The 15,858-nt window shown below is 58.6% G+C and carries 12 protein-coding genes and 1 tRNA gene; 3 read left to right on the forward strand and 10 right to left on the reverse strand.

Going from position 1 to position 15,858, the window contains the following annotated elements:
• The first annotated feature begins 227 nt into the window (after window positions 1–227).
• Window positions 228–530 (forward strand): helix-turn-helix transcriptional regulator, encoded by a 303-nt coding sequence (locus tag Q7L55_10770; GenBank protein ID MDO8733033.1) that lies wholly within the window; start codon window positions 228–230, stop codon window positions 528–530.
• Between the two features lie 485 nt (window positions 531–1,015).
• Window positions 1,016–1,702, forward strand: coding sequence for a HipA domain-containing protein (locus Q7L55_10775; protein ID MDO8733034.1), 687 nt, complete (start codon window positions 1,016–1,018; stop codon window positions 1,700–1,702).
• A 115-nt stretch (window positions 1,703–1,817) separates the two neighbouring features.
• Here Q7L55_10775 and Q7L55_10780 read toward each other — a convergent pair whose 3' ends face one another.
• The 4 genes from Q7L55_10780 to rplJ form a co-directional block, all read right to left on the reverse strand.
• Window positions 1,818–5,690 (reverse strand): DNA-directed RNA polymerase subunit beta', encoded by a 3,873-nt coding sequence (locus tag Q7L55_10780; protein ID MDO8733035.1) that lies wholly within the window; start codon window positions 5,688–5,690, stop codon window positions 1,818–1,820.
• Window positions 5,691–5,743: 53 nt separating this feature from the next.
• Window positions 5,744–9,211 carry a DNA-directed RNA polymerase subunit beta gene (gene rpoB, locus Q7L55_10785; GenBank protein MDO8733036.1) on the reverse strand — a complete coding sequence of 1,156 codons (3,468 nt, stop codon included), beginning with the start codon at window positions 9,209–9,211 and terminating at the stop codon, window positions 5,744–5,746.
• Window positions 9,212–9,668: 457 nt separating this feature from the next.
• On the reverse strand, window positions 9,669–10,058 hold the full coding sequence (gene rplL, locus Q7L55_10790; protein ID MDO8733037.1) for a 50S ribosomal protein L7/L12: 390 nt from the start codon (window positions 10,056–10,058) through the stop codon (window positions 9,669–9,671).
• 50 nt (window positions 10,059–10,108) lie between these two features.
• Window positions 10,109–10,780, reverse strand: a complete 672-nt coding sequence (gene rplJ, locus Q7L55_10795) for a 50S ribosomal protein L10 (protein MDO8733038.1) — start codon at window positions 10,778–10,780, stop codon at window positions 10,109–10,111.
• Between the two features lie 288 nt (window positions 10,781–11,068).
• Between rplJ and Q7L55_10800 the strand changes: the two genes are divergently transcribed.
• Window positions 11,069–12,205: an HD domain-containing phosphohydrolase gene (locus Q7L55_10800; GenBank protein MDO8733039.1), complete on the forward strand. Its 1,137-nt coding sequence runs from the start codon at window positions 11,069–11,071 to the stop codon at window positions 12,203–12,205.
• 67 nt (window positions 12,206–12,272) lie between these two features.
• Here the strand turns inward: Q7L55_10800 and rplA are convergent, their stop codons facing one another.
• The 6 genes from rplA to Q7L55_10830 all read right to left on the reverse strand — a co-directional run bounded on the left by rplA (window position 12,273) and on the right by Q7L55_10830 (window position 15,839).
• A complete protein-coding gene (rplA, locus tag Q7L55_10805; protein MDO8733040.1) occupies window positions 12,273–12,983 on the reverse strand; it encodes a 50S ribosomal protein L1 in 711 nt (236 codons plus the stop codon).
• Window positions 12,984–13,050: 67 nt separating this feature from the next.
• Window positions 13,051–13,482, reverse strand: a complete 432-nt coding sequence (gene rplK, locus Q7L55_10810) for a 50S ribosomal protein L11 (GenBank protein MDO8733041.1) — start codon at window positions 13,480–13,482, stop codon at window positions 13,051–13,053.
• A 79-nt stretch (window positions 13,483–13,561) separates the two neighbouring features.
• Window positions 13,562–14,371: a transcription termination/antitermination protein NusG gene (gene nusG, locus Q7L55_10815; protein MDO8733042.1), complete on the reverse strand. Its 810-nt coding sequence runs from the start codon at window positions 14,369–14,371 to the stop codon at window positions 13,562–13,564.
• Window positions 14,372–14,414: 43 nt separating this feature from the next.
• Window positions 14,415–14,666 (reverse strand): preprotein translocase subunit SecE, encoded by a 252-nt coding sequence (gene secE / locus Q7L55_10820; protein ID MDO8733043.1) that lies wholly within the window; start codon window positions 14,664–14,666, stop codon window positions 14,415–14,417.
• A 45-nt stretch (window positions 14,667–14,711) separates the two neighbouring features.
• Window positions 14,712–14,784, reverse strand: a tRNA-Trp gene (locus Q7L55_10825).
• A 116-nt stretch (window positions 14,785–14,900) separates the two neighbouring features.
• The gene (locus Q7L55_10830) at window positions 14,901–15,839 is read right to left on the reverse strand and encodes a cation diffusion facilitator family transporter (GenBank protein MDO8733044.1); all 939 of its coding nucleotides are present in this window, start codon (window positions 15,837–15,839) and stop codon (window positions 14,901–14,903) included.
• Window positions 15,840–15,858 lie beyond the last annotated feature (19 nt).

Genomic DNA, 15,858 nt, shown 5'->3' on the forward strand with positions numbered 1-15,858 from the left:
ATGCTCTTTGCCGATCTGAGTTAGTCGGTCTGGGATTGACCTAACTTTTCATTGGATTCGTTTTTGAAGATCTCTCCAAGCTGACACAGGAACTCTCTTCGTGAGGATTCGCGCTAATTCTCTATCTGTTTTCATCATTAATGCTGCACCCAGCCATCTTTAAGTCGGTTAATGATGGTTATTTACATCATTAATGCTAATGTTGCTCTATCGCCTTGGAGGAAACCATGACTAGTCGCCCATTGCCCGCTCGAGCCAGAAGGGCGGCACTCGATCTCGGTGAGCACTTAAGAACCTGGAGAAAACTGCAAGGACTGACTGCAGACCAAGTAGCCCAACGCGCTGGTGTGGATCGAACAACGATAGGCCGCCTAGAACGGGGCGAGGCAACAGTCGGCTTGGACATATTTCTGAGTGTTGCTCTGGTATTGGGACAAATTGAAAACCTAGTCAGGGCGATGGATCCATACGAATCTGCTCTGGGACGCGCGCGCGCGGATGAAACCCTGCCCAAAAGAGTGCGTCGATGAGCCAGCCAAGCAGCGTCGAAGTCCGTGTTTACACTGACTGGGATTCGCGGACAATTCGCGTTGGAACGGCCCATATCTCGAATCGTCGAGGCACAGTTTCGACAAATTTTGAATACGACAGAAACTACCTTCGCACACCCGGAGCATGGGCCATTAGCCCAGACCTGCCACTGGAGTCTCAGGGCGGCGTCACTGCCGGATTGCCGGGCGGACTCTTAGACAGTGCCCCTGACCGATGGGGAAGGAACCTAATCGACAAGCGGCTTCGCGCAACTGCAGACCCTGGGACGCGAACAACACGGACTCCCAGTGAGTCCGACTACCTGCTAGGTGTCAGCGACATCACCAGGCAGGGGGCGCTCCGATATTCCCTCGACGGAACCAACTTCCTGGCATCCGAACTGAGCGTTCCCAAACTCATTGAACTTCCAAAACTCCTCGACGCCGCGAACCTTGTGTCAAAAGACGAAGCTTCCACTGACCTCATGGCAGCAATCAAGTTGCTACTCGATGCAGGCTCAGGTTCGCTGGGTGGCGCTCGTCCCAAAGCATCTGTCCGCGACGGCAAACTACTAAAGATCGCAAAATTCCCGCACAGCAGTGACGCATGGGACGTGATGGCATGGGAGAAAACTGCGTTGGATCTAGCTGAAAGGGCTCATATCCAATGTCCAACGCGCGAACTTGTAAAGGTAAGTAGCCAAAATGTTCTGCTTCTCGATCGCTTCGACCGGGGCGGGGATAATCGAATTCCATACCTCAGCGCAATGTCGCTAATGCAGGTCAAGGACGGTTCGCACAGCGACTACGTCGAGTTGGCGGAGGCGCTGGCTCAGCACAGCAGTCGCGCGCACAACGACTTGCAGGAACTGTGGCGACGCATAGCATTTTCAATTGCTATCAATAACACAGACGACCATATGAGAAACCATGGATTCTTAAGAGAACCCAGCGGGTGGCTGCTATCTCCAATCTTTGACATCAATCCCGATCCCGATTCCAACAAGCAGCGAGTTACGGGCATCAACTACATCACCGAGCCCACGCAATGCCAGGACGCGTTGAATAGTGCCAGTGAGTATTTCGGCATCACTAATGAAGATGCGGCCTCAATCTGGTCGGAAATTCGAGAAGCACTATCCGAATGTCGCACGGTCGAACGGCATTCCTGAATCTGATCAGAAACGTTTTGCGGAAGTGCTCGACAGATATCTCTAAGCGAACAGAAGGAACAAGGAAGAAGGGGAAGAGCCGTAGCTCTTCCCCTTCTTCAGTACTGCTGACTGCCTATGCGTTGTACCCGCGGAAGTCGAACTCCTCCAGCGGCACAGCAGCTCCTGAGGAGGCACCGAAGCTGGTGTAGTCGAGCTCGTCGTAGTTCGCGAAGGTTGCGTACATCGCGTTCTTGGCTTCCTCGGTGGGCTCAACTCGAACATTGCGGTAGATCGGCATACCGGTACCTGCAGGGATGAGCTTGCCCAGGATGACGTTCTCCTTCAGGCCCAACAGCGGATCGCTCTTGGCATGAATGGCTGCGTCGGTGAGGACGCGAGTGGTCTCCTGGAAGGAAGCTGCTGACAACCAGGACTCAGTTGCAAGCGATGCCTTGGTGATACCCATGAGTTCTGGGCGACCAGCAGCTGGTGCCCGGCCTTCAGAGACCACACGACGGTTGACGTTCTCGAAATTGGTGCGCTCGATGACATCGCCGGTGAGGAAACCTGAGTCGCCATCGTCAATGATCGTGACGCGCTTGAGCATCTGGCGAACGATGACCTCAATGTGCTTGTCGTGGATCGAGACACCCTGCGAGCGATAGACCTCTTGCACCTGATCAACCAGGTACAGCTGGACTGCGCGCTGACCAAGAATGCGCAGCACCTGCTTGGGATCAACCGCACCGATGGTGAGCTGATGACCCACCTGCACATGCTGACCGTCTTCGACGAGCAAGCGGGTGCGCTTGGACACTGGCTGCGCAATTTCTTCGCTGCCATCGTCTGGGACAACGACGAGCTTGCGGGTCTTGTCAGTGTCATCGATGCGCACGCGGCCGGTGACCTCGCTGATCGGGGCCACACCCTTGGGGGTGCGAGCCTCGAAGAGCTCAACGATGCGAGGCAGACCATGCGTGATGTCCTCACCAGCAACGCCGCCGGTGTGGAAGGTACGCATGGTGAGCTGAGTACCAGGCTCACCAATGGACTGCGCTGCCACGATGCCAATGGCCTCGCCGACATCAACCAGCTTGCCGGTTGCCATCGACTTGCCGTAGCACATTGCGCAGGTGCCGACCTTGCTCTCGCAGGTCAGAACCGTGCGGACGCGAACCTCGGCTGCACCAAGCTCGACGAGCTCAATGAGTCGAGGTGTGGTGAGCTCTTCGCCAGCAAGCGCGATCGTCTTGCCATCGACCTCGACATCGCGACCGAGCACCCGTGAGGTGACAGCAGTGTCGAGGTTCTCCAGCGGACGCAGTTTGCCATCGACAACTTCACCAATGGTGATTGCAGTGCTGCGATCGGTGAAGCAGTCAACCTCACGCACGATGACATCCTGCGAAACGTCAACGAGGCGACGAGTCAGGTAACCGGAGTCAGCAGTACGAAGTGCGGTATCAGCCAGACCCTTGCGAGCACCGTGGGTGGAGATGAAGTACTCCAGAACCGACAGGCCCTCGCGGAAGTTGGACTTGATCGGACGCGGAATAATCTCGCCCTTGGGGTTGGCCACCAGCCCACGCATACCTGCGATCTGACGGACCTGCATGAAGTTACCTCGAGCACCAGAGTCGACCATGATGTGGACGGGGTTGGTACGCGGGAAGTTCTCCTGCATGGCCTTGGCAACCTCATCGGTAGCGCGAGTCCAGATCTCAATGAGCTCCTGACGACGCTCAGAGTCGGTGATCAGACCACGCTCGTACTGCTTCTGCACCTTGTCAGCAAAGCCTTCAGCAACAGCGAGCAGTTCAGCCTTGCGCGGAGGAGTGACGACATCGGAGATCGAGATCGTGACGCCCGAGCGAGTTGCCCAGTAGAAGCCGAGCTCCTTGAGCTTGTCGAGGGTAGCAGCGACATCAACCTTGGCGTAGCGCTCTGCGAGTTGGTTGACCACGGCACCGAGCATCCGCTTGTCGACCTGCGCGTTGACGAATGGGTAATCACTGGGCAACGCCTCGTTGAAGATTGCGCGACCAAGAGTCGTCTTGAGCAGGAAGGGCTGACCTGGCTCCCAGCCTTCAGTGCCTTCGAAGCCCTCTGGAGGCAGACCGTCGGTCAGGCGAATGACGATGTCCGACTGACGCGAAAGTGACTTCGCATCAAAGGCCATCATCGCCTCTGCTATCGAGGAGAAGGCGCGGCCTTCGCCTGGAGCACCAGGCTCGTTCATCGTCAGCGAGTAGATGCCCAACACCATGTCCTGGGTAGGAGTGGTGATGGCGCGACCGTTTGCCGGCGACAAGATGTTGTTGCTCGAGAGCATCAATATGCGAGCCTCGGCCTGTGCCTCTGCCGAAAGGGGCAGGTGGACAGCCATCTGGTCACCATCGAAGTCTGCGTTGAACGCTGTGCAGACCAGTGGGTGGATCTGGATGGCCTTGCCTTCGATCAGTTGTGGTTCGAAGGCCTGAATGCCAAGGCGGTGCAGGGTTGGCGCACGGTTGAGCAGCACTGGGTGCTCGGTGATGACCTCTTCAAGCACATCCCACACAACTGAACGCGAACGCTCAACCATGCGCTTGGCGCTCTTGATGTTCTGGGCGTGGTTGAGATCAACCAGACGCTTCATCACGAAGGGCTTGAAGAGCTCAAGTGCCATCTGCTTTGGCAGACCGCACTGGTGCAGCTTCAACTGCGGGCCGACCACGATGACCGAACGGCCCGAGTAGTCAACGCGCTTGCCGAGCAGGTTCTGACGGAAGCGGCCCTGCTTGCCCTTGAGCATGTCGGACAGCGACTTCAGTGCGCGGTTGCCCGGTCCAGTGACGGGACGGCCACGACGGCCGTTGTCGAACAGGGCATCAACAGCCTCTTGGAGCATGCGCTTCTCGTTGTTGACGATGATCTCGGGTGCACCGAGGTCGAGCAGACGCTTCAAGCGGTTGTTGCGGTTGATCACGCGGCGATAGAGATCGTTGAGATCGCTCGTTGCAAAGCGGCCACCATCGAGCTGAACCATCGGACGAAGATCCGGTGGGATGACGGGAACAGCATCAAGAACCATGCCGGTAGGCGAGTTCGTGGTGGTCAGGAAGGCATTGACAACCTTGAGGCGCTTGAGCGCACGCGTCTTCTTCTGTCCCTTGCCGTTGACCACGATGTCGCGAAGGATCGTGTTCTCTGCGTCGAGGTCGAAGGTCTCAAGGCGCTTTTGAATTGCAGCTGCGCCCATGCTTCCGTCAAACCAGCGACCGTAACGATCACGCATCTCGCGGAACAGCATCTCGTCACCCTCGAGGTCTTGGACCTTCAGAGTGCGGAAGCGATCAAAGATGCGATCAAGTCGCTCGATCTCAGTGTCAGCGCGACGGCGAACAGCTGCCATCTCGCGCTCACCTGATTCGCGCACCTTGCGGCGCACATCAGCCTTGGCACCCTCGGCCTCAAGCTCGGCCAGATCTGACTCAAGCTTCTTGGCGCGGGTGTCAATGTCTGAATCGCGACGATTGGCAATCTGCTTCTTCTCCACGCCCAACTGGTTCTCCAGCGACGGAAGCGCCTCGTGGCGTCCGTCGATGTCGACCCAGGTGATCATGTAGGCAGCGAAGTAGATGACCTTCTCAAGATCCTTCGGAGCAAGATCAAGCAAGTAGCCAAGACGGCTCGGCACACCCTTGAAGTACCAGATGTGCGTGACCGGCGCAGCAAGCTCAATATGGCCCATGCGCTCGCGACGAACCTTTGCTCGAGTCACCTCGACGCCGCATCGCTCACAGATGATGCCCTTGAAACGCACGCGCTTGTACTTGCCGCAGTAGCACTCCCAGTCTCGAGTGGGTCCGAAGATCTTCTCGCAGAACAGGCCGTCCTTCTCAGGCTTGAGAGTGCGGTAGTTGATGGTCTCTGGCTTCTTCACCTCGCCATATGACCAAGTGCGGATGTCATCCGCAGTGGCAAGGCCGATGCGGAGTTCGTCGAAGAAGTTAACGTCTAGCACTGAAGTGTCCTTCGTTCGTGTGCGGAAGTTTGGCTAGGAATCGCTCTGAGGTACTAGAGCTCTTCAACGCTGCTGCGCTCTGGGCGTGACAGGTCAATGCCGAGTTCCTCGGCGGTGCGGAAGACATCCTCATCGGTGTCACGAAGTTCAATGGCCTGCCCGTTGCTGGACAACACCTCGACATTCAGACACAGCGACTGCATCTCCTTGACGAGCACCTTGAAGGATTCAGGGATACCCGGCTCAGGGACGTTCTCGCCCTTGACGATTGCCTCGTAGACCTTGACGCGACCAAGCACGTCATCGGACTTGATGGTGAGCAACTCCTGCAGCGCATAAGCAGCGCCATAGGCCTCAAGTGCCCACACTTCCATCTCACCAAAGCGCTGGCCACCGAACTGAGCCTTACCGCCCAATGGCTGCTGAGTGATCATCGAGTACGGACCAGTTGAGCGAGCGTGGATCTTGTCGTCAACCAGGTGCAGGAGCTTGAGGATGTAGATGTAGCCAACCGTGACCCGGCCTGGGTACGGCTCGCCGCTGCGTCCGTCATACAAGGCCGCCTTGCCATCAGGACCAACGAGCGTGAACCCGTCGTCTGTTGGCAGGGTGGACTCGAGCACGAGCGCGAGCTCATCTTCGTGAGCGCCGTCGAAGACTGGCGTGGCCACCTTGGTCCAGCGTGGAGCCTCCTTGACCATGTCAGGAAGGTTCGCCGCACGTGGGTCAGAAGGATCAACCTGCCAACCTGTTGCCGCGGCCCAACCCAAGTGAGTCTCGAGAATCTGACCGACGTTCATACGACCAGGAACACCGAGCGGGTTCAGGACGACATCAACAGGCGTGCCATCTTCAAGGAAGGGCATGTCTTCAGCAGGCAGGATCTTGGCGATAACGCCCTTGTTGCCGTGCCGGCCAGCAAGCTTGTCGCCCTCAGTGATCTTGCGCTTCTGAGCGATGTAGACGCGAACCAGACGGTTGACGCCTGGTGGCAGCTCGTCGCCCTCTTCGCGGTCGAAGACGCGAACGCCAATGACCTTGCCGGACTCGCCGTGCGGAACCTTGAGTGAGGTGTCGCGAACTTCGCGAGCCTTCTCACCGAAGATTGCGCGCAGCAGGCGCTCTTCTGGGGTGAGCTCGGTCTCGCCCTTTGGCGTGACCTTGCCAACGAGGATGTCACCGGGAACGACATCGGCACCGATGCGAATGATGCCGCGATCATCGAGATCGGCAAGCACTTCTTCGGCAACGTTCGGGATGTCGCGAGTGATCTCCTCTGGGCCCAGCTTGGTGTCGCGAGCATCGACTTCGTGCTCTTCGATGTGAATCGAGGAGAGCACATCGTCTTGCACAAGACGCTGGTTGAGGATGATTGCGTCCTCGTAGTTGTGGCCTTCCCATGACATGAATGCCACGAGCAGGTTCTTGCCAAGGGCCATTTCGCCAAGATCCGTTGAAGGACCATCAGCAAGCACCTGACCAACTTCGACGCGGTCGTTGGCACTGACAATCGGGCGCTGGTTGAAGCAGGTGCCCTGATTGGAACGGTGGAACTTCTCGATGCGGTAGGTCATGTACTCGCCGTCGTCCTGCATAACGGTGACCAAATCAGCAGACACTTCAGTGACCACGCCGGCAGCCTGCGCAGTGACGATGTCTCCGGCGTCGTACGCGGCGCGGAACTCCATGCCGGTGCCCACGAGTGGGGCCTCCGAGCGAAGGAGCGGAACTGCCTGACGCTGCATGTTCGAACCCATCAGGGCGCGGTTTGCATCGTCATGCTCAAGGAAGGGAATCATCGCCGTTGCGACTGACCACAGCTGGCGCGGTGAGACATCCATGTAATCGACATCCTGAGGAAGGATGTAGTCGACTTCGCCGCCCTTGCGACGCACAAGCACACGATCGTCAAGCATCTTGCCGTTGCCATCGATCGTCGTGTTGGCCTGGGCCACCACGTGCAGATCTTCTTCATCTGCAGTCAGGTAATCGACATCGTCACTGACGCGACCGTTGATGACCTTGCGGTAGGGGGTCTCGATGAATCCGAAGGCGTTGACACGGCCATAGGTCGACAGAGATCCGATCAGGCCGATGTTCGGGCCTTCAGGTGTCTCAATCGGGCACATGCGGCCGTAGTGCGAGGGGTGAACGTCGCGGACCTCGAAGCCTGCGCGCTCACGCGAAAGACCACCGGGGCCAAGTGCTGACAGACGACGCTTGTGGGTCAGACCGGCAAGTGGGTTGGTCTGATCCATGAACTGCGACAACTGCGAAGTTCCGAAGAACTCCTTGATCGAGGCAACGACTGGGCGAATGTTGATCAGGGTCTGCGGCGTGATGGCCTCGACGTCCTGAGTCGTCATGCGCTCGCGCACCACGCGCTCCATGCGGGAAAGACCCGTGCGAATCTGATTCTGGATCAGTTCGCCAACGGTGCGCAGGCGACGGTTGCCGAAGTGATCGATGTCGTCGGTCTCACAGCGAACTTCGCCACGAGGGCCTTCGATGGTCGTCTCACTTGCATGCAGGCGCACGAGGTACTCGATGGTCTGCACGACATCTTCAAGAGTCAAAACACTCTGTGTGAGCGGCTGGTCAAGACCCAACTTCTTGTTGATCTTGTAACGGCCAACCTTGGCGAGGTCATAACGCTTCGGGTTGAAGTAGAAATTGTCGAGCAAGTTGCGGGCGTTCTCCAGAGTTGGCGGTTCGCCGGGACGAAGCTTGCGGTAGATGTCAAGCAGGGCATCTTCCTGAGTCGCGATGTGATCCTTCTCAAGGGTGGCCATGAAGGTCTCGTACTTACCGAAGCGCTCAATGATCTGCTCGGTGTTCATTCCCAGCGCCTTCAAGAGCACCGTGACGGGCTGCTTGCGCTTGCGGTCAACGCGAACGGCGACGAGATCCTTCTTGTCGATCTCAAACTCGAGCCAGGCGCCACGGCTGGGGATGATCTTGCAAGCAAAGACATCCTTGTCAGTGGCCTTGTCGACCGAGCGATCGAAGTAGACGCCGGGTGAGCGGACCAACTGCGACACCACGACACGCTCGGTGCCGTTGATGATGAAAGTGCCCTTGTTGGTCATCAGCGGGAAATCACCCATGAAGACGGTCTGGGACTTGATCTCACCAGTCTCGTTGTTCATGAACTCAGCTGTGACGAACAGCGGTGCGGAGTAGGTGAAGTCCTTGTCCTTGCACTGCTCAACGGTGTACTTGGGAGGCTCAAAGCGGTGATCGCGGAAGGACAGCGACATGGCGCCGGCGAAATCCTCGATCGGGCTGATCTCCTCGAAGATCTCAGTCAGGCCGGAAGCCTGCGGGATCTCGTGGTTACCGGCGGCGAGGGCCTCACGCACCACTTGCTGCCATTCAGTTCCACCAAGCAACCAGTCAAAACTGGCGGTCTGCAACTTCAGCAGATCTGGCGCAGCCAATGGCTCGCGAATCTTGGCAAAGGAGGCCCGGTGCAAACCGGGGGAAAGCGGCGTGACGCTAGACGTACGCGTGGGGGCCAAGGTAGTTCCTTCCACAGGGCGCTAATTTCCAGCTTGCACAGACCTGAATCAATGGCAACAGTCCGGATAGTCAAGGGGCAGACCCCTAGACAACCCGGTTCAGTTTGCAATGAAATGGCAGCGCAAAGCGGCAGCCTACCCTACGGGCAAACCGCTGTCGACCCCGACCCCTAGGCCAATTACCCTCGATGCCTTGCCCGCAAGTGCGACGTTCGACAGCTGAAGGCTCATCGACTAGCGCGGGCAGGTCCTCGGTAACCGGTCTGGTGCACGAGACTGCGCTGCTGAGAATGGACCCTGGAGTGCAAAAGGTCAAGCGCATCGGCACAAATCATGTTCCGGATGTGGATATCGGATGGGCGTGGGAGCGCTGCGGCTGGAGCATCGAGCACGGGCTGCACCCAGACAGCACTGTGGGGGGCAGGCCAAAGGCCCACCCCCCACGCAGCGCTGGGAGTTACTTGATGGTGACGGTGGCGCCAGCTGATTCGAGCTGTGCCTTTGCCTTCTCAGCGGTCTCCTTGTTGACCTTCTCAAGAATCGCCTTCGGAGCTGCCTCGACGAGATCCTTGGCCTCCTTCAGACCCAGGCTCGTGAGTGCGCGCACCTCCTTGATGACTGGAATCTTGTTGTCGCCAGCAACCTCAAGGACGACATCGAACTCGTCCTGCTCGGCGGCTGCGCCGCCAGCGTCGCCGCCGGCCGGTGCTGCTGTGGCTGCAACGGCAACCGGTGCGGCTGCAGTCACATCAAAGGTCTCTTCGAACAATTTCACGAACTCTGAGAGTTCGAGAAGGGTCATCTCCTTGAATGCTTCAAGCAGATCATCGGTGCTCAACTTCGCCATGGTGGCGTCCTTTCAGGTAGAACCGGCCGAGGGCCGGGTTTTGGTGGGCTTTAGCCCTCGGTGGTTTCCTCAACAGCTGCCTCAGTGGCCTGCGTCTCGGGAGTGACAACTTCTTCGGCAACAGCCTCAACAGCCTCGTCGGCTGCTGGTGCTTCGGCGACTGGCGCCTCGGCTACTGGAGTCTGGGGTGCAGCCTGTGCGGACGGATCCGCCTCAAGCTTGGCTTGCAAAGCACCGAGAGCACGGGCGGCCTTGGCCAGTGGAGCTGCGAACAGCGCGACGGCGTGGGACTGCTTGGCCTTCATTGCGCCAGCAAGCTTGGAGAGCAGAACCTCACGCGATTCGAGATCGGCGATCTTCTGGATGTCAGCGGCGTCAAGCACCTTGCCATCCATGATTCCGCCCTTGATCACAAGAGCGACGTTGTCCTTGGCAAAGTTGCGAATGACCTTGGCTGCATAAACGGCATCGCCAGTGACGAACGCGATTGCGCTCGGTCCGGCCAGCAGATCATCCAGGCCAGTGACACCAGCGTCCTTGGCAGCGATCTTGGTCAAAGTGTTCTTGACGACCGCGTAGGTCACCGTTGGTCCCAGGGTGCGACGCAATTCTTTCAACTGCGCAACGCTGAGGCCACGGTATTCAGTCAGCACTGCAGCACTGGAGGTGCGGAAGTGCTCGGCGAGCTCGGTGACGGTTGCCACCTTTGTCGCTTTAGCCATGGGGCTCCTTTCAAGTGGACCCCCACCATGCAAAACGCCCCGGCGCAGGCGCACGGGGCATGGCCCCAACGGGCCATTCTCAAGTGTCCTACGCGGGTCGCCCACATGCTGTGGAGCCTTCGACGAACCTTGCGGTTCGTGACCAGCGGTCTTCGGTCGGGGGGAACTGTAGGCCGAATCGGCCAAGATGGGCAAATCAAGGCTCACGCGGAGCCAAGCGGGGTACATTTGGTAACTATCAGCCGAGTTCACCCTGCATGCCCAGTGGGGACTGGAATGGAGGCGTGGATGATTGAACTTGCGCAGGTGCCGGGGTGGTCAGATTGGCGCGACCTCCGGAGCAATGAGTGGCAGGCGGTGCTCAAGACAACCTCTGCATTGGCACGCTCCTCGACCGAAGAGGAACTCCTGGTATCGGTCTGCCGAGCAGTGGTTGAATCTGGAAGCGCATTCTTGGCTGTGTACTGGCGCCCTTCCAGCGAAATCCCAGGTCGATTTGCCATCCGGGCAAGTTATGGGCCTGTTGAGCGCCTCCAGAAATCCCATCCTGAGCAAGCAGGTGGGCCAAATCCGAATTCTCCAAGCGGTGTGTGCTTCACGACTGGCGAGATCGTCTATCTCCCTGACGCTCAGCACGACGCGAACTACCCCCATGATCGGGATCGGGCAGCCAATGCCAACATCAAATCTCTGCTTGCTGTACCAGTGCGCGTCTACGGGGTGGTCAATGGGGTGCTGACGGTCTATGCCGATGAGCCTCTCCTATTTGACGAAGTCGCCAGCAGCTTGGCGTCGACCTTGTGCCAAGAGCTCGGGCTAGGACTGGAACGGCTGCGAAACACAGCCAAGTTGAATGACGCCCTCGAAGCCACCATCCGCGCACTGACTTCCGCTCTGGAAGCACGGGATCCCTATACGGCTGGCCATCAAGCCGCAGTGGCCGTTATCGCAGAGCAGATTGCCGAGTGTTTAGGTTTGGATGCCCACGAGATCCAGGGCATCAGACTTGCCGCCCTCATCCATGACATCGGCAAGATCGGCGTTCCGACAGAACTGCTCTTGAAGCCCTCGCTCCTGCGCGATCCTGAAATGTCCCTCTTGCAGCAGCACGTCATCATTGGTGAAGAGATGCTCGCGGGCTTCGACTTTCCGTGGCCGCTGAAGACTGCAATCAGCCAGCATCATGAGCGCCTCGATGGTTCCGGCTATCCCCGCGGGCTGCATGGGGACGAGATTTCACTGGCTGGCCGGATCCTCGCCGTTGCGGACGTGGCAGATGCAATGTCTCGTGATCGTCCGTATAAGCCGAGCATCGGGCAGCAGGCGACGATTGAATACTTGTGTTCGGAGCGCGGCACGCTCTTCGATCCTGCGGTGGTCGACTGCGTCGTCGAGTTGGCGCGCGCGGGCAGCCTCAAGTCTTGACAGGGCATCTAGACATGTGTAGGGGCCCGTCCTCTGGACGGGCCCCTACACATGTCTAGAACTGGAACTACTCGTCGTCAGACAGCAGGTTCTTGACGCGGTTGGGATCAACCTGGATGCCAGGGCCCATCGTCGAGGACAACACGGCCTTGCGGACGTAGCGACCCTTGGCTGCTGAAGGCTTCAAGCGAAGTACTTCGTCGAGAGCAGCTGCGTAATTCTCAACCAGCTGCACCTCGGTGAACGAAGCCTTGCCGATGGGGAACTGCAGGTTGGAGTGCTTGTCAACGCGGAACTCGATCTTGCCGCCCTTGATGTCATCGACAGCCTTGGCCACATCCATAGTGACCGTGCCGGTCTTGGGGTTGGGCATCAGACCACGAGGTCCCAGCACCTTGCCCAAAGTGCCGACCTTGCCCATGAGGTCAGGGGTGCAGACTGCTGCATCGAAATCGGTCCAACCTCCGCGTACCTTCTCGATGAGGTCATCTGAGCCGACGAAGTCGGCGCCTGCGGCGCGGGCTTCCTCTGCCTTTTCAGCATTGGCAAACACCAGGACCCGAACGGTCTTGCCAGTGCCATGGGGCAGATTCACCGTGCCACGCACCATCTGATCGGCCTTGCGAGGGTCAACACCCAATCGCATGGAGATCTCAACGGTGGGATCGAACTTCGACTTGGTGGTCTCCTTCACCAGTCGCACTGCAGCCAATGGCGTGTAGAGCTCATCCGCGTCGATCTTCTCTGCCGCTTCGCGGTAGACCTTGCTGCGCTTCATTTCTGCTCCTTCGCAGGTTGTGGTTGGCGAGCCGCGCGGGCTCTCCCACAGGTGGGGGGTTGCGTGATTACGCGGAAACGGTGATTCCCATTTGACGTGCGGTGCCCTCGATGATCTTCATCGCGGCCTCAATGTCATTGGCATTGAGGTCAGGCATCTTGGTCTCGGCAATCTGACGGACCTGATCTTGGGTGATCGAGCCAGCCTTTGAAGTCTTCGGAGTTCCCGAGCCCTTCTCCAGACCAGCGGCCTTGAGAATCAAACGGGAGGCGGGCGGTGTCTTGAGGACGAAATCGAAAGAACGATCCTCGTAGACCGTGATCTCAACAGGGATCACATTGCCTTTTTGGGATTCTGTTGCAGCGTTGTACGCCTTGCAGAACTCCATGATGTTGACGCCGTGCTGGCCAAGGGCTGGGCCCACTGGCGGCGCGGGGTTCGCTGCACCTGCCTGAATTTGCAACTTGATCAGGCCAGCGACCTTCTTCTTCGGTGCCATAGTTTCGGGTCCTTACGTGTGGCGTGCTTTTAGTGTTGATACGACCCGGGAGCGGCGCTTCCGGGAATCGGCGTGGTCGCTAGTTCTTCACGACCTGGCTGAACGCGAGTTCAACCGGAGTCTCGCGGCCGAAGATCTCCACCAGGCCGGTGACCTTCTGCGCCTCGATATTGATTTCGGAGATGGTCGCATGCAAGGTGGCAAACGGTCCATCTACGACCGTGACCGAATCGCCGACGGCGAAATCGATCTCGGTGATCTGTGGGGTTGACGGGCTAGCGCCACCGGAACCTCCTGTGGCTCCGGACTTCTTCTCAGGTACCGGAGCGAGGATCGCGGTGACCTCATCGACTGAAAGCGGTGACGGCTGATGGCCGTGGCCCACAAAGCCGGTGACGCCCGGAGTATGCCGAACAGCTCCCCAGGATTCGTCCGTGAGATCAAGACGAACAAGGACATAGCCCGGGAACTTATTGCGCTTGATCTGCTTGCGCACGCCGCTCTTGATCTCGGTGACCTCTTCCATCGGCACCTCGACCTGGAAGATGTAGTCCTCCATGTTGAGGGAGTTCACGCGCGATTCGAGGTTCTGCTTGACCTTGTTCTCGTAGCCGGCGTAGGAGTGAATGACATACCAATCGCCAAGGGCGCGGCGCATCTGCTCGCGGAACTCCTCGATCGGATCGACTTCTTCTTCAATCTCGGCCTCAATCTCGGCTCCGACTTCTGCCTCGACCTCGGCCACCACAATCGCCTCGACCAGTAATTCAGTCGCCTCTTCAGCCACTGCTGCATCAGCAGCATCAAGCTCGGCCTCAATCACGTCAGCGACGAGGTCGGTGTCAGTATCTGACTGGACTACAACTTCGTTCAGGTCCTGCTCGGACACAGCGGGGTATCTCCTTGATCGGGGAAGGGCGTTGAGCGAGTGCTCATCCAAAGACGAACAGCACAGCCTTGGTGAAGAAGAAATCAAGGCCGGCGATGAAGCCTGCCATGAAGAGTACGAACACGAGAACAACGGTCGAGTAGGCGATGAGCTCCTTGCGCGTGGGCCAGATGACCTTGCGCAGCTCAGCGACCACCTGGCGAATGAACAGCGCCAGTCGGGCAAAGACATTCTTCTTTTTTGGGCGCGCTGGACTGCTCGAGCTGCGCTCGAGGGTGCCATCCGTGTCCGTCATGCCCTTGCCTTCACTTCGTCGAAATCGTGCATCCTGCAACGTTCGCAGGGCCGGAGGGAGTTGAACCCCCAACCCCCGGTGTTGGAGACCGGTGCTCTGCCAATTGAGCTACGACCCTAAGTCGCCCCATTGGCATGCCTGTGGGCAGGCTACCGCCAACGGTTTAACCGCGGCAGGCAGTCTACGGCCGCTGCGGGGTGCTGAGCAATTCGGGCACAAATGCCTGCCTTGCCCCTAGTGGGTGTCCCAATTGGGGTCGGTATGCAGTTCAACATTGAGCCAGAAGCTCAAGCCCGGTGCCTGCAATCTGTCACGAAGTTCTGTCCTGATGCGGTCGGCATCTGTGAGGGTCCATCGATCCGGCACCACGAGGAAATCGACCTCGACGTAGATCTTTCGACCAAGTTTGCCGATGAGCACCGACTGCGGATCCGGGAGATCATGGGCCGCCGCGACTTCAGCGATCCCCTGGCGCACTGGCACTGCGACATCGGCACCTGGAGCCCCCTCAAGGAGCTCGCGAATCGTGGTGCGCAGCATGCCGATCGGGGTTGGTGCCACCAGAACCGCCGCGACGAGCACCAGAATCGGATCCACGTAGCCCGCGAACCAGGCCCATTGCGAATCATTGAGCAGGATCGCTGCTGAGAAGCCGACGAGCATCGCTAGCCCAAGAAGCACCGCAGCCGCCCACTGGGCCGCCTCGGCAGCAACCAGTTCTGAGTCGGTGCTCATCCGACGAAGCACGAGATACACCGCCAGCGAGCCAATCAACGCGATGATTGCGTAGACGAGGGCAGCTCCGAGCTCGGTCTGTCCACCGCCATCCAAAATGATCTGGATCGCATCGATCACAGCGAAGCTGAAGGCTCCCAGCAGAACAAGCCCCTGGACACCCAGCACCAATGGTCCAAGGGCCTCGCGCCCAAAGGGATACCGGCTCGAAGGCCCGCGCTTCACCAGATTTGAGGCGTGCAGAGTCAGCGCCGAGAGCCCCACCCCGATGACGCCGTAGGCACCGTCGAACAAGATGATCTGCGAGGAGACTGCAAGTCCCCAGGCGATGCCCACGACCGACATCACTCCGGCAGCTGTAAGGGATAAGACGAGTGATCGCTGCTCGGCCTTCAGGACCTGGGTGTAGTGATCAGTTGCTCCCAGCTCATGTGACATGTCGGCATTCAATCAGCCA

It is taken from the genome of Actinomycetota bacterium (assembly GCA_030650795.1).
Classification (GTDB): Bacteria; Actinomycetota; Actinomycetes; order S36-B12; family S36-B12; genus UBA11398.